19 protein-coding genes, 1 rRNA gene, 1 riboswitch and 1 other annotated feature are annotated in these 20,347 nt (G+C 49.2%); of the genes, 4 read left to right on the top strand and 16 right to left on the bottom strand.

Features of this window, described 5'->3' with window-relative positions:
- The 4 genes from BLU03_RS09635 to leuS form a co-directional block, all read right to left on the bottom strand.
- Positions 1–264, bottom strand: a 16S ribosomal RNA gene (locus BLU03_RS09635); the annotation flags it as partial.
- A 455-nt stretch (positions 265–719) separates the two neighbouring features.
- The gene (locus tag BLU03_RS09630) at positions 720–1,055 is read right to left on the bottom strand and encodes a rhodanese-like domain-containing protein (protein WP_076571088.1); all 336 of its coding nucleotides are present in this window, start codon (positions 1,053–1,055) and stop codon (positions 720–722) included.
- A gap of 13 nt (positions 1,056–1,068) precedes the next feature.
- Positions 1,069–1,383, bottom strand: a complete 315-nt coding sequence (locus tag BLU03_RS09625; protein WP_076571086.1) for a rhodanese-like domain-containing protein — start codon at positions 1,381–1,383, stop codon at positions 1,069–1,071.
- 103 nt (positions 1,384–1,486) lie between these two features.
- Entirely contained in the window at positions 1,487–3,901 is a 2,415-nt protein-coding gene (leuS, locus tag BLU03_RS09620; protein WP_008587405.1) for a leucine--tRNA ligase, read from the bottom strand.
- Between the two features lie 123 nt (positions 3,902–4,024).
- Positions 4,025–4,223 (bottom strand) — a binding site (T-box leader).
- Positions 4,224–4,324: 101 nt separating this feature from the next.
- Between leuS and BLU03_RS13830 the strand changes: the two genes are divergently transcribed.
- A complete protein-coding gene (locus BLU03_RS13830; RefSeq protein WP_008587403.1) occupies positions 4,325–4,456 on the top strand; it encodes a hypothetical protein in 132 nt (43 codons plus the stop codon).
- Between the two features lie 67 nt (positions 4,457–4,523).
- Entirely contained in the window at positions 4,524–5,096 is a 573-nt protein-coding gene (locus BLU03_RS09615; RefSeq protein WP_008587401.1) for a class I SAM-dependent methyltransferase, read from the top strand.
- Between the two features lie 9 nt (positions 5,097–5,105).
- On the opposite strand, the gene BLU03_RS09610 is transcribed toward BLU03_RS09615, so the two are convergent.
- Together BLU03_RS09610 and BLU03_RS09605 are read right to left on the bottom strand one after the other, a co-directional pair.
- Positions 5,106–6,170: a tetraprenyl-beta-curcumene synthase family protein gene (locus BLU03_RS09610; protein ID WP_008587400.1), complete on the bottom strand. Its 1,065-nt coding sequence runs from the start codon at positions 6,168–6,170 to the stop codon at positions 5,106–5,108.
- A gap of 15 nt (positions 6,171–6,185) precedes the next feature.
- Positions 6,186–6,959, bottom strand: coding sequence for an alpha/beta hydrolase (locus tag BLU03_RS09605; RefSeq protein WP_084193872.1), 774 nt, complete (start codon positions 6,957–6,959; stop codon positions 6,186–6,188).
- Positions 6,960–7,021: 62 nt separating this feature from the next.
- On the opposite strand from BLU03_RS09605, the gene BLU03_RS09600 reads away from it, so the two are divergent.
- The gene (locus BLU03_RS09600; protein ID WP_076571081.1) at positions 7,022–7,537 is read left to right on the top strand and encodes a gamma carbonic anhydrase; all 516 of its coding nucleotides are present in this window, start codon (positions 7,022–7,024) and stop codon (positions 7,535–7,537) included.
- Positions 7,538–7,640: 103 nt separating this feature from the next.
- Here BLU03_RS09600 and metK read toward each other — a convergent pair whose 3' ends face one another.
- Positions 7,641–8,843 (bottom strand): methionine adenosyltransferase, encoded by a 1,203-nt coding sequence (metK, locus tag BLU03_RS09595; RefSeq protein ID WP_076571079.1) that lies wholly within the window; start codon positions 8,841–8,843, stop codon positions 7,641–7,643.
- Between the two features lie 261 nt (positions 8,844–9,104).
- Positions 9,105–9,207, bottom strand: a riboswitch (SAM riboswitch).
- Positions 9,208–9,253: 46 nt separating this feature from the next.
- Complete coding sequence (locus tag BLU03_RS09590; protein ID WP_076571077.1) at positions 9,254–9,631, bottom strand: thiol-disulfide oxidoreductase DCC family protein; 378 nt, start codon at positions 9,629–9,631, stop codon at positions 9,254–9,256.
- A 150-nt stretch (positions 9,632–9,781) separates the two neighbouring features.
- On the opposite strand from BLU03_RS09590, the gene pckA reads away from it, so the two are divergent.
- Positions 9,782–11,371 carry a phosphoenolpyruvate carboxykinase (ATP) gene (gene pckA, locus BLU03_RS09585; protein ID WP_233129715.1) on the top strand — a complete coding sequence of 530 codons (1,590 nt, stop codon included), beginning with the start codon at positions 9,782–9,784 and terminating at the stop codon, positions 11,369–11,371.
- Between the two features lie 137 nt (positions 11,372–11,508).
- Here the strand turns inward: pckA and ytkD are convergent, their stop codons facing one another.
- The 8 genes from ytkD to BLU03_RS09545 form a co-directional block, all read right to left on the bottom strand.
- Positions 11,509–11,973 (bottom strand): RNA deprotection pyrophosphohydrolase, encoded by a 465-nt coding sequence (gene ytkD / locus BLU03_RS09580; protein WP_076571074.1) that lies wholly within the window; start codon positions 11,971–11,973, stop codon positions 11,509–11,511.
- 139 nt (positions 11,974–12,112) lie between these two features.
- Positions 12,113–12,889 carry an IucA/IucC family C-terminal-domain containing protein gene (locus BLU03_RS09575; protein ID WP_093107424.1) on the bottom strand — a complete coding sequence of 259 codons (777 nt, stop codon included), beginning with the start codon at positions 12,887–12,889 and terminating at the stop codon, positions 12,113–12,115.
- 74 nt (positions 12,890–12,963) lie between these two features.
- Positions 12,964–14,040, bottom strand: coding sequence for an o-succinylbenzoate synthase (menC, locus tag BLU03_RS09570; protein WP_245698794.1), 1,077 nt, complete (start codon positions 14,038–14,040; stop codon positions 12,964–12,966).
- Positions 14,027–15,478, bottom strand: a complete 1,452-nt coding sequence (locus tag BLU03_RS09565; RefSeq protein ID WP_093107422.1) for an o-succinylbenzoate--CoA ligase — start codon at positions 15,476–15,478, stop codon at positions 14,027–14,029. Before BLU03_RS09565 ends, menC begins: the two co-directional genes overlap by 14 nt.
- A 68-nt stretch (positions 15,479–15,546) precedes the next feature.
- Complete coding sequence (gene menB, locus BLU03_RS09560; RefSeq protein WP_093107420.1) at positions 15,547–16,365, bottom strand: 1,4-dihydroxy-2-naphthoyl-CoA synthase; 819 nt, start codon at positions 16,363–16,365, stop codon at positions 15,547–15,549.
- Positions 16,366–16,419: 54 nt separating this feature from the next.
- Positions 16,420–17,211 (bottom strand): 2-succinyl-6-hydroxy-2,4-cyclohexadiene-1-carboxylate synthase, encoded by a 792-nt coding sequence (menH, locus tag BLU03_RS09555; RefSeq protein WP_008587373.1) that lies wholly within the window; start codon positions 17,209–17,211, stop codon positions 16,420–16,422.
- The gene (gene menD / locus BLU03_RS09550; RefSeq protein WP_008587371.1) at positions 17,192–18,937 is read right to left on the bottom strand and encodes a 2-succinyl-5-enolpyruvyl-6-hydroxy-3-cyclohexene-1-carboxylic-acid synthase; all 1,746 of its coding nucleotides are present in this window, start codon (positions 18,935–18,937) and stop codon (positions 17,192–17,194) included. Before menD ends, menH begins: the two co-directional genes overlap by 20 nt.
- Positions 18,934–20,334 carry an isochorismate synthase gene (locus BLU03_RS09545; RefSeq protein WP_076571063.1) on the bottom strand — a complete coding sequence of 467 codons (1,401 nt, stop codon included), beginning with the start codon at positions 20,332–20,334 and terminating at the stop codon, positions 18,934–18,936. The genes menD and BLU03_RS09545 overlap by 4 nt, the downstream gene beginning before the upstream one ends.
- Positions 20,335–20,347 lie beyond the last annotated feature (13 nt).

Raw genomic sequence — 20,347 nt, 5'->3', positions numbered from 1 at the left:
GCCGCGGGCCCATCTGTAAGCGATAGCAAGAAGCCATCCTTTTACCATCGGTTCAGGAGAACCGTTGGGTTATCCGGCATTAGCCCCGGTTTCCCGGGGTTATTCCGGTCTTACAGGCAGGTTGCCCACGTGTTACTCACCCGTCCGCCGCTCGTTCCACGAGCGTCCGCCCCGAAGGGCTTCTGCTCGCTTCCCGCGCTCGACTTGCATGTATTAGGCACGCCGCCAGCGTTCGTCCTGAGCCAGGATCAAACTCTCCATAAAAGAGATTGATTAGCTCAATCATAATTCGTTCAAAAAATTGACGCATGGCATAAACATTGTTCAGTTTTCAAAGATCTACTTATTAATGTGAAGCAAAACTATTGTACCACTTTCAGTTACAGAAAGTCAACAATTAATTCACTCTGTTTTTTCTGCCTTTCAAAGCAGCAAAAACAATATTACACTCTACAGCTTCGAAGGTCAATGACTTTTTGAAATTTAATTTGTATTTTTTACCGATAATGATTTTGCGCTAATGAATATACCGGCAACACCCCGCATACACAGGGTATTACTGACCCGGATAAAGCATGTGAATGTTCACGGGTTCCTCTTTTCCTTGCCCTGCGCTTCATTACTTTCGGATACCATCATCCTCTTTTTCTCACGATACAAAAAGCACAAAAACCGAACGTCAGGTTTCGGTTTTTGTGCTTTTTCCTTTTTCACTTCTCTCAGGAAGCTTTCACATAATATACAGACTGATCTCTTTTCTTTCTCAACAGTCTGGCGGCTTTTACCGCTCCCCGTTCGTCATCTGTGACGAGAAGAATTTCTTTCGGGCAGTCGAATCTTTCCTTCAGTTCTCTCGGCAGATAACTGAGAGGGATGTTCTCTGCTCCCGGATAAGGAGAGCGGTGTGCAGAAATATAGTCTCTTATATCAATCACACAATAATCATTGTCGCTGATTTCATTATCATTTAAGGTCTGCAGCCCGTTCCTTCCTTTTGTACGCGTGGTAATAAACAAAAGCAGAGCGATAGCTGCTGTCCCACCCCAATAAATCATCTTTTCACCTTCTTTATTTTTTGCTGACGTCTCCGGGCCATCCCAGCATACCGCCTTCGAGATTGGTAACGGTTGTGAATCCGTTCTCTTTAAGAAATTCGGACGCTTTCATACTTCTTCTTCCGGAACGGCAGACGACTACGTGATTGTCCTCTTTATCCAGTTCGGTGTATCTATCCTGCAGATCTCCTAAACGGACGTGTTTAGCTCCCGGAATCATACCTTCTTCGACTTCTTCGTCTTCCCGCACATCTATAACTGTTATATTTTCTCCGTTTTTCAACTTCTGTTCGAGTGTTTCACCGTTCATTTCAGGAATAGTACTCATGTTGACCATCCTCCTTTTTTAGGTTTTGCAATTGTAATTCTATTAAATCTTCATTAGAAGTCAAGAAAAAAGCCTGCCCCCGGGCAAAGGGACAGGCGCATAATTAATCAGCTACAATATTAACCAGTTTTCCGGGTACGGCAATAACTTTTCTTACTGTTTTCCCTTCAAGCCACGGCTTGACTTCTTCATGTTCCAGGGCGGATTTTTCAAGATCTTCTTTAGAAGCTTCCTTGTTCACCATCATTTTGGCGCGGACTTTCCCCATCACCTGGACGACAATCTCAACTTCTTCCTCTATGAGTTTTTCAGGGTCGAACGTCGGCCATGGTTCGTACGCAATCGTTCCCTCGTGACCAAGATTCGACCACATTTCTTCACTGACGTGAGGCGCCACAGTGGAAAGCAGTTTAACGAATCCTTCCATAAAGGTTTTAGGGATCTCGTCTGCTTTATAAGCGTCATTAATGAACACCATCATTTGGGAAATACCCGTATTAAAACGCAGATCTTCGAAGTTCTCCGTCACTTTCATCACTGTTTCATGATACGTTTTTTCCAGAGCTTCTTTATCTGCATCTTCTTTTATGGCAGGGTTCAACTTCCCTTCAGGAGAAACGATTCTCCACACACGGTCAAGGAAACGCCGCGCTCCTTCAAGTCCGTTTTCAGACCACGCGATAGACGCCTCCAGCGGCCCCATAAACATCTCATAAAGACGAAGAGTATCCGCTCCGTGAGTATGAATGATATCGTCCGGGTTAACTACGTTCCCTTTCGATTTACTCATTTTTTCGTTGCCTTCACCAAGAATCATACCCTGGTTGAACAGCTGCTGGAAAGGTTCCTTCGTCGGTACTACTCCTGCATCGTAAAGCACTTTGTGCCAGAAACGTGCGTAGAGCAGATGCAGAACGGCATGTTCTGCGCCGCCGATGTAGATATCTACAGGGAGCCATTTTTTCAGCTTCTCGTAATCCGCGAACGTTTCGTCATTATCGGAATCGATAAACCGCAGGTAGTACCAGCAGCTGCCGGCCCACTGAGGCATCGTATTCGTTTCTCTCTTCCCTTTCATTCCCGTTTCAGGGTCCGTAACGTTCACCCAGTCACTGATATTCGCAAGCGGCGATTCTCCCGTACCGGACGGTTTGATCTCCGTCGTCTTCGGCAGTTCAATCGGAAGGTCTTCTTCTGGTACTGCGGTTACAGACCCGTCTTCCCAGTGGATAACAGGTATCGGTTCTCCCCAGTAACGCTGACGGCTGAACAGCCAGTCACGGAGACGGTAAGTCGTCTGTTTTTGGCCTTTGCCGTTTTCTTCAAGCCACTGGATCGCTTTATCTATTGCTTCCTCTTTATAAAGTCCATTCAGAAAATCGGAATTGATGTGGGGGCCTTCACCCGTATAAGCTTCCTCTTCCACATCTCCTCCTTCGACGACCGGAATGATTTCAAGATCGAATTTACGCGCGAATTCGTAGTCCCGTTCATCATGAGCCGGAACTGCCATGATTGCACCGCTCCCGTAGCTCATAAGGACATAATCGGCTACCCAGATCGGAAGTTTCTTTCCATTAACCGGGTTGACAGCATAAGCGCCCGTAAAAACGCCAGATTTTCCTTTGGCAAGATCCGTTCTTTCAAGATCGCTCTTATTCATTGCTTCGTTAACGTATTTCTGGACCGCTTCTTTCTGTTCTTCGGCGGTTATATTTTCAATGTAAGGATGTTCCGGGGCAAACACAGCATATGTAGCACCGAAAAGAGTGTCCGGCCGGGTGGTGAACGCTTTGAAAGATTCATTGAAACCTTCGATATCGAATTCCACTTCCGCACCTTCGGATTTCCCGATCCAGTTACGCTGCATATCCTTAATGCTCTCCGGCCAGTCCAGTTCTTCAAGATCATCCAGCAGTCTGTCCGCATAAGCAGTGATTTTGAGCATCCATTGTTTCATCGGCCGGCGTTCCACCGGATGGTCGCCCCGCTCACTCTTTCCATCGATCACTTCTTCATTGGCAAGAACCGTGCCGAGAGCCGGGCACCAGTTTACAGGAACTTCATCTATATAAGCGAGTCCCCTTTCGTACAATTTAAGGAAAATCCACTGCGTCCATTTATAATAGTCGGGATCCGTCGTGTTAATTTCCCTGTCCCAGTCGTAGGAGAAACCGAGTTCCTGGATCTGTCGACGGAACGTTTCGATGTTGTGCGCAGTGAATTCTTCCGGATCATTCCCGGTATCGAGAGCGTGCTGCTCAGCCGGTAGCCCGAAAGCGTCCCATCCCATCGGGTGAAGTACTTCATACCCCTGCATCCGCTTCATTCTCGAGAGGATATCCGTAGCTGTATACCCCTCCGGGTGCCCGACGTGAAGACCTGATCCGGACGGATAAGGGAACATATCCAGAGCATAGAACTTCTCTTTGTCTGTATCCGTTTCGGATTTGAACACCTTATTCTCGAGCCAGTAGGTCTGCCATTTCTTCTCTATGTTCTTATGATTAAAAGCCATTTACCTTCCTCCTGTTCAACTATGTACTGTGTCATTACTATATGGAATCATCAAACCTGAAACCTCAGATCGAGTTTTCTTCTATTTGTTCAAAACCAGAAAAAAAGCCTCCCCTCCCAATAATTATGGGACGAGAGGCTGTATCCCGCGGTACCACCCACATTAGCGAATTTTTCGCTCACTCGGTTCCGATAACGGTGGATAAGCCGGGATACGTGCTTTTAAGTACAGGGGCGAGTTCACAACGAATCAAAAACAGCTTTCACCGGCCGCTGTCTCTCTGTATTTTTTCGATTGCTACTATTCCCCTTATCACGCAGCCTCAATTATAACCGTATCTTAATGAATACAGCCCTCTTTGTCAACTGTTTCCTGTGTTTCAGAAACTCCTGCAGCGGGAAGGACTAAATATGAGGTGATAAAATGAAAAATTTAATCAGAAAAGCGGTATCCTACGCAAAACGCAATCCGGAAAAAACGAAAAGATACGCTCGCAAAGCTTATAATACAGTGTCCAAACGTGGATCTTCCAAAGGTAAAACATCGTCGAAATAAAAAGGCGATGTTTTTCTTTTTGATATGATACAATGATTTCTCCATTTTATTTTAAAGGAGGAGCATTATGAATCTCGACAGAGTCCTCCCCTTTTCACACGAACTGATGAAGAAAGCAGTAACCGAAGGGGATATAGCCATTGATGCTACTTGCGGAAACGGCCACGACACTCTTTTTCTGGCCAGTCTCACAAAAGAGTCCGGCCATGTGTACGGCTTTGATATCCAGAAGGACGCAATAGAAGCTACAGCTGCCAGACTGAAAGAGAATAACTCGGTTCATCAGGTGACTTTAAATGAAGCGTCTCACGCAGAAGCGCTGAAATACATACCGGAGGAGCGTCATCCGAATATCAGAGGGGCCATCTTTAACCTGGGGTTTCTGCCGGGAAGCGATAAAACCGTCGTTACTACCCCCGAGCACACCATTGAAGCCATCGATAATATCCTTTCAGTTATGGAAAAAGGCGGTCTCGTAGTCCTCGTCGTCTACCACGGTCATGAAGGTGGAAAAAAAGAGAAAGAAAAAGTGATGGAATACGCCGGAAATCTTGATCAGCGTTCGGTTCACGTACTCAAGTACGAATTTCTCAATCAGAAAAACAATGCACCTTTCATTGTAGCATTAGAAAAAGCCTGACCTTTGTGGTCAGGCTTTCAGTTTATGGTAAGCTTTAACATTCAGGTAGAAAAACCAGCTTCTTGTCCCGCTCTTATTCAGGAGGTATGGCACCATCGAAGAAGAGCCGGGAAGCTCCTTAACTTTCTCGTCGGCCAGATACATGCTCACGACACCTTCGCGGAGCATCTGATGAAAGTCGGCATCCGGAAGCTCCGCTATTTTACGGTCTGTCTCCTCCATGAATTCTCCTATACGTTTTTTCAGCGCTTCGTTGGAAGGGTAATATGTACAGAAGTTCATCTCACCATCCGCTTCGTCTTCTGCCTGGTCAATGTAGTAATCAAGCAGTATGTGCATCCCCTGCATGTAAGGGAAGTAACAGTTTCTGACACGCCGGACCAGCTCTCTGTTCACCCGTTTCCCCGCAGCATAGGCGACGAGCGTATATACTCCCATGGTAGAAGCGGTGCTGGCTGAAAAATCATACCACTGCATATCCGGTACCCTGGACATATTTCTCTGATGCCACTGTTGCATGCGCCCCACTCTCTCTTCTTCCTTCACGTGTTTATGCACCTGGAACTCTCCGTATAACGCACTGAGATCCGCCACGTCCAGCTGAACGAGGTGATAGAACGGAAAACGGCTCAGTACACCCTGGCAGGTGGAAACGAGTTCACTCAGGTATCCCCCGTCTTCCTTCTCTTCTCTGAATGCATAATAATCACGGTGTTCATAATCGGGATGAACCGCATCTTCCAGCGCAAAGTGGAGACTTTCGAAGTCTTTCGGGTCCAGGGATTCGCTCTGGTCACATAAATTATCCAGGTAATCACAGATGGTCTGGTATGCCACTACGAAAGTGACGGTTTCTTTCCACTGCGCTCCGGATAGCAGGGAGAAAAGCCCGCCTCCCTCACAGTGAAAAGCTTTTTTCTCTATACTGTCTGTTGCCTGAAATCTCAGTTCGGGATCCGGAATATCCGCCGCCCTCTCTTTCCAGGCCTCCAATTGACGGTAAACCTCCGGAAATATAAATCTGTACCCCTGATACATCAGGGCTATCGGTTGCTTCGGTGCCTGCTTTGCCAAAACTGGATCCTCCTCTTAACGGTGTATTTCTATAAAACTTAAAGCGTAACGGTAAACTTCTTCCCACTCCGGCTCATTGAACAGTTCATGATAAAGGCCCGGCCATTCTTTGTAAGCCTTCTCCGTCAAATTCTGTGCATCGAACCAGCGCTTCGTGTCTTCAGAGTTCACCATCTTGTCCTCTCCTGCCTGCATGAGGAGGAGGGGCACGTCGCTGAACGGTTTGTCGCGAGCGACTTTGATAGCTCTTTGAAATTCTTTGTACCATCTTACAGATACTTTCTGCAAAATTTTGTCGTCCTTCCTGTCCTGCTCCCACACATTTTCATTTCTCGTAACTGTTTCGGGACGGTAGGGATATGATACGAGCAGAGATGGTGAAAGCCTGTCCATCACCTTGGCCATCGCCTCAAGCGGTTTACTTGCTCCATTCTTTATGCCGAGTGCCGGAGAGGATAAAATCACACCCTGAACCGGTAGCGATTTTTCCTGCAGCGCCCGGATAACGGCAAGCCCTCCCATGCTGTGACCAAGGAGAAAAACAGGGACCTCCACTTCCTTCGCATACTCCACCCATCCTTCAATGGTATCCAGATACTGCCGGAAACTGCGGATATGGCCCCGATTGTCTATGTCGTCTCCCTGACCGGGGAGGTCTCCGACGACCACCGAGTATCCATCTGTCTGGAATTTCTCAGCCAGTGTCCTGTAGCGTCCCCCGTGCTCAAAAGCCCCGTGTACGACAACGATTACGGCTTTTGGCGTAACAGATATGTATTCTTTCAGCATCACTTGTACCTCCGTTTTCCTCTGATATACTTACTATAATATACAGTATAAGGAGGATGAAGATGATTTGCGAATATAAAGGTTACTATCCCGAAATTGCCGACACGGCTTACGTGGCTGAAGACACTGTCATAACCGGGGATGTGTCGATCGGGGAATATGCGAGTATCTGGTTCAAAACCGTAATCAGGGGCGACGTCGCTCCTGTCAGAATCGGAAATAATACAAATGTACAGGATCTCAGTCTCCTCCACCAGAGCCCGGGCATGCCGCTTACGCTGGAGGACGGAGTCACCATCGGGCATCAGGTTACGCTTCATTCCGCTACCATCAAAAAGAATGCCTTAGTCGGAATGGGATCGATTGTACTCGACGGCGCCGTCATCGGTGAAGAAGCTTTTCTCGGTGCCGGAAGTCTCGTTCCTCCGGGTAAAACGATACCTCCCCGCACTCTTGCCGTGGGACGCCCGGCTAAAGTAGTGAGAGATTTGACCGAGAAAGACTTCAAAGAACTGGATCGTATACGTAAGAGCTACGTGGAAAAAGGACAGTATTATAAAAACAGCGGAGAGAAATGATTCTTTGTTCTGGCCTCGGCCGTGTATTTTTCTTCTATTCTAATTTAACGGAATAAACAAAAATCCGAACGCTTTCGTTCGGATTTTTGTACGTGCGGCCTATCTATTCTTCTTTTATTTTAGCTCTCAGCAAATCCACTTTATCGACGTTTTCCCAGGGGAAATGATCCGCCGGGCGGCCGAAGTGACCGTACGCGGCCGTCTGTCGATAAATAGGACGTTTCAAATCGAGCATGCGGATAATCCCTGCCGGACGTAGATCGAAAAGTTCCCGCACAGCTTTCACGAGCCTGGCTTCCGTGACTTCCCCGGTACCGTCCGTATCGATGGAAATCGAGACCGGTTCGGCTACCCCGATGGCGTATGCGAGCTGGACTTCACACGTCTTCGCAAGACCGGCGGCAACAATATTTTTTGCAACGTAGCGGGCGGCGTAAGCAGCGGAGCGGTCCACTTTAGTGGAGTCCTTGCCGCTGAAGGCCCCTCCTCCGTGTCTGGCATAGCCGCCGTAAGTGTCAACGATGATTTTGCGTCCTGTCAACCCGGCGTCACCCTGAGGCCCGCCGATAACGAAACGGCCTGTAGGGTTAAGGATGTACTTCGTCTGGTCATCCATGAACTTCTCCGGGACGACCGGCACAATTACGTGCTTCATCAAATCTTCCTTAATCTGCCCAAGCGTAATCTCTTCGGCATGCTGCGTAGAGATGACCACCGTATCGACCCGGAGCGGGTTGTTGTTCTCGTCATATTCCACAGTCACCTGTGTCTTACCGTCCGGACGCAGGTAGGAGAGGGTCCCGTCTTTCCGCACGTCCGCCAGACGCTTGGACAACTGGTGAGCAAGCGAGATCGGCAAAGGCATCAGTTCATCCGTTTCATCTGTTGCGTATCCGAACATAAGACCCTGATCCCCGGCACCGATTGCGTCGATTTCCTCTTCGCTCATCTGTCCTTCTCTCGATTCCAGAGATTCATCCACTCCGCCCGCGATATCCGGGGACTGTTCATCAATAGCTGTAAGGACGGCACAGGTATCGGCATCGAATCCGAACTTCGCCCTCGTGTACCCGATATCTTTAATTGTCTGCCTTACGACCTGCGGGATATCCACATATGTCGTCGTACTGATTTCCCCGGAGACAAGTACAAGTCCTGTGGTAACCATTGTCTCACAGGCCACCCGGGCATTCGGGTCTTCCTTCAGTATTTCATCAAGAATTGCATCGGAAATTTGGTCACATATCTTATCGGGATGCCCTTCCGTAACCGATTCAGATGTGAACAACCGGCGATTTGCTGCCATGTTACATGATTCCTCCTTAAACTCTGATTACGGCACTCTTACCAGCATCATACTTTAATATACTGCATTCTGTTTCCGAATTCCGGCCCCTGTTTTCACGGGTTGAAAACCGGAATCAGTTACATTCCTTCATTAACCATGCATGGAAAACAGGAAGGTCCTTCAGGAAACGTTTATACTATTAAGAGAAATTTTGATTTCCTTCATTAAAAAAGAAAAACCTTTCCTTCATCGTATGAGGAAAGGGATGATTTCCTTCCGCTCTTATCGTCCAAGAGAGTACTCTTGCGTCAGGTTAGCACCATATCAAAAGAAGGTTGCCGGGTTTCCTCGGGCCTGTCCCTCCACCGACTCTGGATAAGAGAGTTACCGTTCGCATTTTATCATACCAAATCAGCTATGATTGTCAATTAGATGGAGCAGCTTCCGTCTTTACAATCGTGGATTCCCACTCTGTATCTGTTATTAGCGATAAATCGGTAAACCGGAACTCCGACCGCCCTCGCAGTCCGAAACTCCATCAGCTTTCCGGCGAAGCGAAGCAGCGGCGACTCCTTACATATATAGGTGATCGCGTCATACCCTACATGTTCGTTGCGCGAAGGATCATATAAATGTAATTGTTCACGAATTTGTCCTTCTTTTTCAGCGGGAAGAGAAGTATACTCGGTAAGCTTCTGCAGCGACAGCCAGAGCAGTCGATTTTCCCGGTCCAGGAGGCTCACCCACTTTTTCGTTTTAAGGCACAAAGGACATGCGGCATCGTACAGAACGATCGATTTCTTCAACCTTTTCACCTTCCTTTTCTCCAGATTATACAGCAGCTGCAGATGATTTTAAAAAAATGAATTGCAGTATGGACTATTAACGACAATGTGTTATACTATTTACAAATAATCGCTTACATGCGGAATTTCAGGGAAAGGCGGGTTTTTAAAATGATTCATGCCAGAAGCGACCGTTCAAGCATCGAGGAGCTGCTTGAGGAAGAAGGAACACAAGTACAGCTTTCTGTTCCGGACCTTACGAAAAACATACTCAACAGGAATGAAGGAACACTGACCGATACCGGAGCTGTAAAGGCAGAAACCGGAGCATATACAGGACGGTCCCCGAACGATAAATTCATTGTAAAAGACGATGAAACTGCCGAAAAGGTCGACTGGGGCAAAGTGAACCAGCCGATGCAGGAAGAAACATTCCTTCACCTTTACCACAAAGTGATCGGATATCTGAAAGACCTCCCTGAACGTTTCGTATTCCAGGGTTACGCAGGCGCCGATGAAGACTACCGTCTGCCAATCCGTGTGATTACAGAATACGCCTGGCACAATATGTTCGCAAGGCAGATGTTCATAAGACCCGGGAGTGAAGAGGAACCTCTTCACGAAAATGCGTTCACAGTGCTCTCTGCACCGGGGCTGAAAGCCGACCCGGAGACAGACGGAACCAATTCCGAAGTGTTCGTAACGGTATCATTCAAACATAGAATAGTACTGATCGGCGGCACGCAGTATGCCGGAGAGATCAAGAAGTCGATCTTCTCCGTGATGAACTATCTCCTGCCGAAACAGGACGTATTGCCGATGCACTGCTCCGCTAACGTGAACGCGGAGGGAGAAACCGCTCTCTTCTTCGGACTCTCCGGTACAGGAAAAACGACTCTTTCCGCCGACCCTTCCCGTTACCTTATCGGTGACGATGAACACGGCTGGTCCGATAGGGGCGTGTTCAATATGGAAGGCGGCTGTTATGCCAAAACTAAAGACCTTTCTATTGAAACGGAACCTGATATTTACAGAGCCATCAGATTCGGCGCGGTACTCGAAAACGTAGCTGTAAACCCGGGTACGGGGAAACCGGATTTCACCGACACTTCCCTGACGGAAAACACGCGTGTCGCTTATCCGCTTGATCATATCGACAATGCTCTTGAGGAAAGTAAATCCGGACATCCCGATAAAATAATCTTTTTGACAGCTGATGCTACCGGAGTTCTTCCGCCTATCAGCAAACTTACGAAAGAACAGGCGATGTATCACTTCCTGAGCGGGTATACGAGTAAACTCGCAGGGACAGAGCGGGGCGTCACCACGCCCGAAGCTACGTTTTCCGCCTGCTTCGGCGCACCGTTCCTCCCGTTACCGCCTTCCGTCTACGCGAAGATGCTGGGTGAGAAAATCGACGAGTTCAACACAGACGTCTACCTCGTCAACACCGGCTGGACCGGCGGAGCTTACGGGACAGGTAAGAGAATGAAACTGTCCTATACGAGACGTATGGTGGATGCTGCATTGAACGGAGAATTCAAAAACACGGAAATGTACCAGGACCCTGTCTTCGGCCTTAACATTCCTCTTCACTGTGACGGTGTTCCGGAGGAAGTCATGATTCCGCGTAATGCCTGGGAAGACAAAAGTGATTACGATACGCAGGCAGAGAGCCTGGCTGCCAAGTTCCATGAGAACTTCAAGAAATTCGCTTATGCTGACGAAACGATTGCAGCAGCCGGACCGGTCAAACGTTAATACTGTCATACAGACAACAAGCATGCAGAGAAACGCTCCATTTCTCTGCATGCTTATTTTTATCGGTCTTCTAACAAAAAAGCTGCCGAGAATTTCTCGACAGCCCGGGGAGTCCCCTGGTAGTTACACATCTTACGCTACACCGTTCCAATTCTTTCCAGGCAGCACGGGAGCACTTTATCTTTCATCATAAAACTGTACTCTTTCTGTCTCGGCAAAGCTTCCGGAAGCTGCTCGAGCAGTACCGGACCGTTCGTTTCGAAATAATGGGCTTCTTCCCGCAACTGTAAAACCTCTGCAAAATAAACGTTTTTGATGATCGTGCCACCTTTACCTTTGACGAAGTATTGACCGACGTAACGCAGCTGATCGACGATGCCTCCCGTTTCTTCTTTCACTTCCCTGACAGCAGCTTCCGAGGCGGTCTCCTCCTCTTCCACTTTCCCACCGGGGAACTCCAGACCACGTTCCTTGTGTTCGGTCAGCAGCCATTTTCCACGGTATTGGCAAATCACCCATACGTGCTTCGGTTCGCTTGAAAAAGGGTGGTCCTTAAAAGATAATTTCACAGGATTATTATAATAATCATAGAACTCTTGCATATGGTATCAACTGCCTTTTCCAAAACACTCTTTTTACTCTAATTAAATCGTACCATATGAAGGGAAAATTACAAATGTTTCATTTCTTCTTTTTTCCACCGGCCGTACCGGAAATCATTGCAGCATCTTCCGGAAGAAACTATTTCTTCATGTTCTCCATCTGTTTCAGATGGGGACATACTTTACAGAACGTACTGTCTTCGTGAAGCCGGTAGGAGAGGCAGCAGCATTTCCTTTCCCTAGCCCCTGAAGGCAATACGGGCTGAGACTCGAAGTAAGTGAAAGGGTTTTTCTGTTCACCGAACGGTTCTCCGTCCAGTTCATCGATGATATATCGAAAGTCTTTCCTTTTCTCTGCCAGTTCCTCTCCTTCATACCATTCAGGAAGTTTGCGTTCATAAAACCAGTACAGATAAATGGCTGTATTTTCCCATAATACTTTCTTTGAAATACGCGTAGTCTTATGAATGTGGAAAAGAACGGGCTGAAGGAAATCTCTGAATAAATGCCTCATATTTTCAACTATCCACTCTTCCCTGTCTTCTCCCGGGACGGATACCGTTTTATTCTTGAGATGGAATTTAGGGAACCATTTCGGGTTCTCATCGATCCGGATGTACTCCACATTCCCGGGGGAAACGTCAGGGAATTTATCAAACACCGTCATCATTACAATCGGCACCGTAACAGCGTAATATCCGAACCTTTTCCCGAGCAGGGAACCGGTAGTAAGAAACGACTGTGAATCAAGATACAGATGCAGGTCATTCAAAACATGTTCGATTCCTTCGCGGGATAACAAATCGGTTGCACGAACCGTTTCCAAAACCGGTTCCTGCAAATGTTGATCCGTAAAAAAGCGAAAATGCTCATTCAAAAACTGTTCTTCTTCTCTCGTAATCATTTCTTCACTCATATTCCTCACCTCTTCTATTCACTTACAAGTGTAGAAATTACTTACAGGTGTGTCAATGATTTTGATAATCATTTTCAGTATCGTTGAAACCATCTGTCTTTCGTAACACTTTCCATATACCCGAAATCCGGTTCGACTCCTATCCCGGGACCTTCGGGCACGCGTATGAAACCACCCTCAAGGCTTATGGGATCTTTTATAATATCTTTCTCAAAATATCGGTCGGATCCGGATAAGTCACCGGGCAGAGTGAAATTGGGCAGGGAAGCCAGCGCAAGACTATGGGCTTTCCCGATGCCGGTCTCCACCATACCTCCGCACCAGAGAGGCATGTCTTCGTTTACTGCCCGGTCATGAATTTGCAGGGCTTCGGACCATCCGCCCACCCGGCTCAGTTTTACGTTGAGTATCCGGCAGGCCTTGAATTCCATCGCCTGGACAGCATCTTCAAAGCTCCGGATCGACTCATCGAGACATATCGGCGTGTTCATTTTCTTCTGTAAATGACGATGCTTCCGGAAGTCTCCGGATCGAAACGGCTGTTCAATCATCAGAAGCTTGAATTCATCAAGAGGAAGCAGTTCGTCCGGGGACTCGTACGCACCATTCCCGTCAATCATAAGCGGAAACGAGGCGTCCTCTTCCCTCAGCGCCTGCAGCTGCTCTTTTTCCCGCCCCCGCTCGACTTTCACCTTTGCCCGTTGGAACCCTGCCTGCTTCAGAGTACGGAGCTCTTTTTTCGGGTCACCGGAGAGACTGATCACTCCCCCGGCGGCAACTTCCTTTCTCGTCCCCCCGATATACTCGGATAAACTCCTGCCTTCTCTTTTGGCTTTCAGATCGAACAGGGCCTGCTCGATACCGGCTTTCGCCATAGGGTGCCCCTGTACGGTCCTGAATATCCTGGTGGCGTCCTTCCCATTCAGGGAAGGGAGCAGGAAATCTTTCGCTATATGCCAGGCTGTCGTTACGGTCTCTTCCGTATAGAAGGGGCTCGGAAAAGCGGCAATTTCGCCATACCCTCTTTCCCCCTTGTCATCTTCCACTTCCACGATAATCACTTCACGCGAACCGATCGCTCCGTGTGCCGTAGTGAAAGGGGCTTTCATGGGTACCTCCACCCTGTGAAGGACGGCTTTATTCAATTTCATCGCACTCCCCCGCTTTCACCATTTCCGTAAGCTTATACTTCAGCACTTTATTCGAAGCGTTTCGAGGGAGCTCGGCCACCCGGTATACATATGCCGGATGCTTATAACGCGCCAGGTGTCTTTCGCAGTATTGCAGTATCTCATCCCTTTTTATATCTTTCCCGGTGAGAAAAGCCGCGGGAACCTCACCCCATTTCTCATCTTTCATGCCGGTGACAGCCGCCCCCGACACTCCGGGCACCTGCACGAGTACGTTCTCGATCTCTGCCGGATAAATATTCTCCCCGCCCGAGATGATCATTTCTTTTTTACGCCCGGCAAGATACAGGAAGCCTTCTTCGTCGAAGTAACCCATGTCTCCGGTGGCGAACAGGAGTCCTTCCTCCCGATCGCGTTTATAATACCCTCCGGACACCATCGGCCCCGCCACAAGAATCTCGCCGATCTCCCCCTCCGCTGCATTGATGTGAAGAGAAGCTGTAGCTAGGGCTTTCCCTGCAGAACCGAGCTTCCTTGTGGCATCAGCCGGAGCGAGCGTTGCAATCTGAGAAGTAGTTTCCGTCATCCCGTACGTCTGAAATACCGGAATCCCGAGCGAGGCCGCCCGGTTCAGCAATTTCTCTGTAGCAGGACCTCCGCCAAGCAGGAAACAGCGAAAAGAACCGGGGATATCGTCACGGTCGAACACTTCCACAAGCTCCTCGAGCATCACGGAAACACCGGAGACCATCGTGGCCCCTCTTTGTTTAATGCTCTCCACTACTTCCTGCGCATCAAAACGGGCATGGTGCTCTATGGTCATTCCGTAAATGACACCTTTCATCAGAGTGGAAAATCCGCTTACGTGGAACATCGGTAAATTCAAAATCCACTTATCCCCCCGTTCCATTCCGAGGTTCAGGGCGGAGCTGATGGCGCTGTGCCAGTGATTACCGTAGGTGTGAAGGACGGCTTTCGGAGCCCCGGTCGTCCCCGAAGTGTACATTAATGTGAAAACATCCTCCAGATCGATCCGCTCTTTCATCTCCGGCATCGTGTAATCGCCGGTGAGAGTGTGAAATGGCAGAGGCGATACATCCCCGGCGGTCAGCGCTTCCACTTTCTCTTCCTGAGCCGCCTCATAAATGATCGCCTTCACATCTCCATCGTGAATCTGATAATCCAGTTCCCTGATCGTGAGCCGGGTGTTCAAAAGAACAGCTCTTGCTCCCAGATAGCTGAGAGCAAATACCGACTCGATAAAGGAGACGCGGTTCGAAGAAAGAATCGCTATGTGGTCTTTTTCCTTCACTCCATGAAAAGAAAGAGCTGCCGCTTTACGTTTACACCTTTCCTCAAGCTCTGCAAATGTAATGCAGGAACCGTCCGGGAAGTCGACGGCAGGGTACTCCGGCTGCAGAAAAGCCTGTTTACTGAGCCAATGCGGCATCGTCGTCATACAACTCGCTCCTCTCAATAAATTCATACGCACAAAAGAGCGCCTGCAACAGACGCTCTTTCCTTTACTTATGGGAAACGCGGGAATTGATCGAAGTCAGGCTTGCGTTTTTCCTTGAACGCATCGCGTCCTTCTTTCGCTTCCTCGGTCGTATAGTACAATAGCGTTGCGTCTCCGCCCATTTGCTGAAGTCCGGCAAGACCGTCGGTGTCAGCATTGAAAGAGGCTTTGAGGAAACGAAGGGCTGTCGGAGATTTCTCAAGCATCTCTTTACACCACTGGAGCGTTTCTTCTTCCAGCTGTTCAAGCGGGACGACCGTATTTACGAGGCCCATTTTTTCTGCTTCCTCGGCCGAGTACTGACGGCACAGATACCAGATTTCGCGGGCTTTCTTATGACCGACGATGCGAGCCAGAAGTCCTGCCCCGTATCCTGCGTCAAAGCTTCCCACTTTCGGTCCTGTCTGACCGAAAACTGCGTTGTCAGCGGCAATCGTCAAGTCACATACGACATGCAGTACGTGCCCTCCACCGATTGCGTATCCCGACACCATAGCTACCACCGGTTTTGGAATGACACGGATCAGACGCTGAAGATCCAGTACGTTCAGACGAGGCACTTCATCGGTTCCGACATATCCGCCGTGGCCGCGTACGCTCTGGTCACCACCTGCACAGAAAGCGGCGCCTCCGGCTCCTGCAAGTACGATAACTCCCACGTTCGAATTGTCACGGGCCCGTGTGAATGCGTCAATCAGTTCCCGGACGGTAAGCGGGGTGAACGCGTTCCTCACTTCCGGACGGTTAATGGTGATTTTTGCGATTCCACCATATGTTTCATACAGAATTTCTTCATATTCATGTTCCTGAACCCAATTCACAGACATGAAAAGTCCTCCTTTTATTATGTAAATTGTATAGAATGTATTACCCAATTGGCATTATATCACGAATGAACGGGTGATTTCAGAGAAAATCTCCGGTTTTTCCAGGTGAGGGATGTGTCCGGCCCCTTCTATTACGCAGAGCTGTGCATCCGGGAAGCGACCGGCCATTCTTTCGTTGATTGCCACATACTTCTTATCTTCTCCTCCGGCAATAAGACATACCGGAAACATAAGAAAAGAGAGGGAGTCCCACATGGAAGGCTGAACTCCGGTGCCCATCCCTTCCAGAGAATGGACAAGTCCGTCGATATCGTTATCGAGACGTTCCTCTCTCAGCTTCTGCTGCCGGTGTCCGGGCAGGGAAGCTATCGTTTCGAAGAGAGGGAGGGATTCCCATTTATCGGTAAAGCCCTCGATTCCGCTGTTTTGCAAAAGCGCTATCACTTTTTTATCTTTACGGATGCGTTCTTCCCTTTCTTCCCGGGAGGAAAGTCCGGGAGAAGCACTTTCAAGAATCAGCCGGTCTATAAGATGAGGGAAGCGTTCCGCAAAACATAAAGCGGTTCTCCCTCCCATGGAATAGCCGAGCAGAGAGACCCTGGTCACTTCCAGTCTTTGAAAAATCATTTCCAGATCATGCACAGCCTTCTCCATGGAGACAGGACCGAGATCCCCCGTTTTTCCATGTCCCGGCAAATCGATCAGTACTAACCGGAACTCAGGAAAAAACTTTCTTACTTCTTTCCATATGGACGTGCTGCCCGTAAAACCGTGTAGAAAGCAGAGGACCGGTCCTGTTCCTTCATCTTCCACCCAGTAGGAACGCTCACGGACGGTGATGTACATATTCCTGCACCTTCCCGGCTATCTGTCTGTCGAGACTGCTCCACTTATTCCGGTGATTGGCAACGTGATCTTCCCGTGACACTGCGGCTTCCACGACTGAAAGACCTTTCTCGGCCTGAGCTTCCTGCACTGCCGCTATGAAGCCTTCCCTTTCTTCCACCCGCCGGTGAGAGCCGCCGTACATCCGGGTTGCCTCCTCAAGATTTATATCAAGCGGCGTACCGAAAAGCGCTTCATAATGTTCCGTCTGCCCGGCCTGAGGAAGATAGGAAAAGATTCCCCCGCCGTTGTTGTTGAACACTACAATCGTCAAATCGAGGTCATACTGTTTCACAGCGAGAAGCCCGTTCATATCATGGAAGAAGGAAACATCACCCGTCAGCAGGGTCACGGCACGACCGGAGGCAGCTGTGCCGGCCGCCGCCGATGTCACCCCGTCGATTCCGTTAGCTCCGCGGTTCGCAAGGATGGAGACGTTTGTATCCAAAGCGGGGAAAAACGTGTCGACATCCCTGATCGGCATACTGTTTCCGACGAACAAAACGGAATTTTTCCGGAGAAGAGGGGCCAGATCATGTACGGCATCCCCTTCGTACAATCCCTCCTCTTCTTTATGGAACATCGTCTCGGCTGCAAGTTCATCCAGACTTTTCAGAAACTCTCTCCAGCTATCTTCCGGTGTTTCGATGAAAGGAAGAATATCCTCACAGAACGCGATGGGGTCACTCCATATGAATTCACCCGCTACTCCGGATGGGTCGCGATACCCGGAGTCGCTGTCAACGACGAACATTTCTGTGTCCCCGGCACGCTGCACCCATTTCAAATACGCTTTTGAGACGGGCATCGCCCCGAATCTCACAACATAATCGGCTTCGAGCAGCAGGGCGTTGAACCTTTCCGAACGGAGGAGGGAATCATAATGCGTAATAATGTACTCTTCCGAAAACCCGGCAGTACGAAGCTGGGACAACGGATCGGCGAAGACAGGGACGTCCAGCGCTTTTGCGAGCTTTTCAATTGCCGGTACGAGCGAAGAGTCTGTCTGCGGGCCGCAGACGATTACTCCCTTACCGCGTTTTCGGAAGCGACCGGCAAGCCGTTGCAGTTCACCCTCCTCCACTCTCAATTTGCCCCGGGTGAACGGAGAGAAAGTCCGCTCTCCTCTCCACAGACCGGAGAGACTGAAATCAGGCATGAGCGGCTCTCTTAAAGGGAAGTTCAGCTGCACAGGACCTGGATGGTTTCTCAGAGATTCCTCTACAGACCGGGCCGCCTGTTTCCTGGCATACATTTCCATACCCGCTTCCGGAATCATCATGTCATGAAACCATTTCGTGTAGGACCCGTACATATTATTCTGGTCTATGGACTGCGGGGCACCTACATCCCTCAGTTCATGCGGACGGTCTGCCGTAAGCAGAATCAGCGGCACCCGGCTGTAGAAGGCTTCAATCACAGCCGGGTAATAGTTGGCAGCAGCTGTCCCGGAGGTACAAATAAGGGCTACAGGTTCCTGCTTCTCCTTTGCAAGTCCGACTGCAAAAAATCCAGCGGAACGTTCATCCAGCTGGATCCAGTGCTTCACACCTCCGGATTCGGCTGCCGTAATCGCGAGCGGTGTCGAACGCGACCCCGGTGATATTACGGCATGTTTCACTCCGGATAAAGTAAGTTGATCGATGAAATGGGTGATGTAACGTGAGAGATCCTCCGTATAACTCATTCTTCCCCTCCTAAAACTGCAAGCATCGGTTTCAGCTTCACTTTCGTCTCTTCATATTCTTCTTCCGGCTTCGAATCCTCTACTACGCCGCATCCGGCGAACAGAGAAGCTTTATCTCCCCGTATGAGAGCAGAACGGATAGCAACAGCGAATTCCCCATTCCTTCCGCCATCGATCCACCCGACCGGACTTGCATACCACCCGCGGTTCATCACTTCGTGGAGGCTGATATAGGTAACGGCTTCTTTTTGCGGGAGCCCCCCGAGAGCTGGAGTCGGATGAAGATCTTTCACTACATCAAGAAGGGAGTACCCTTCCTTCAGTTTCGCTTTCACCGGCGTATACAAGTGCTGCAGGTTTCTAAGTTTATATAATGACGGTGCTTCCGGAATCTCTACGTTTACGGAGTAATTCTCCACGGCACCCCGGATCATCTGAACGACATAGTCATGTTCCAGACGGTTCTTCTGGTCGTTGAGTAAAGCAAGACCGAGTGTCTCATCTTCCTCCTCGCTACTCCCGCGCTTCGTCGTGCCGGCCAGACAGGCCGAAAACAGCTCATCGTCCTCGACTTTCACCAGCCGCTCCGGTGTAGCCCCGACGAAATAGGAGCCGCCGTGTTCAAACGCGAACACGTAACTCGAGTTCTGCATGTCGGAAAGATCCTTCAGCACTTTCGTAATCGAGGCTTCGGAGTCGAACGTCAGGCGGACTTCCCGTGCCAGCACCACTTTCGAAAGAGTGCCTGCTTTCAGTTCAGCAGTGGCGTCGGCGATCGACTGCTTCCATTCTTTCGGACGCACCTCTTCGATTTTCTCAAGACGGACACCGGTTTCCGTGTCACCGGAAGAGTCGGAAGTCTGCAGTCTCTCCTTATCTTCTTCCATCCGGCATATAATCGTTTCGACGTCCTCCTCCGGCGAAACGAGATAATTCGTCGTCAGAAAAGAACCTTCCGCATCATTGGTCAAAAGGAACTCAGGAATCGTCATGCTGCTGTTCGGGAATTCCTGCCAGGGTTCTTCCCCGCCCGATTCAGGGCGGAAGCCGAATCCTCCGAGAGCTACCGTACCGGTTCCTTTCTTATTGTAAGGATTCCACTGCCGGACACTCTTTCGCCAGTCGAACAGCTCCTGCTCAGTCTCCTGAAAACGTCCTTCTCCTTCTTTCGATATCCGTACAGCGCTTCCGATACCGACAAGGGTGAAATCTTCTTCCGCACTTTTCCAGAAATGACGGTGCATATCCACCTGCTTTCCCTGTTCAAAAAAAGAAAAAGGGTCTAGCGGGTCTATTCTTTCTGTAATACTCATCAGGAGCGGCTCATCGTTCATCCGGGCCTCCTCATGCACATTGCGTAATTTATCCTCTGTTTGAAAAGTTTTCACTTGTAGCATTTTTCTCCTCCTA

The organism is Salimicrobium album (genome assembly GCF_900107115.1).
GTDB classification, from domain to species: Bacteria; Bacillota; Bacilli; order Bacillales; family Halobacillaceae; genus Salimicrobium; species Salimicrobium album.
This window is presented reverse-complemented; position numbering and strand designations above follow the sequence as displayed.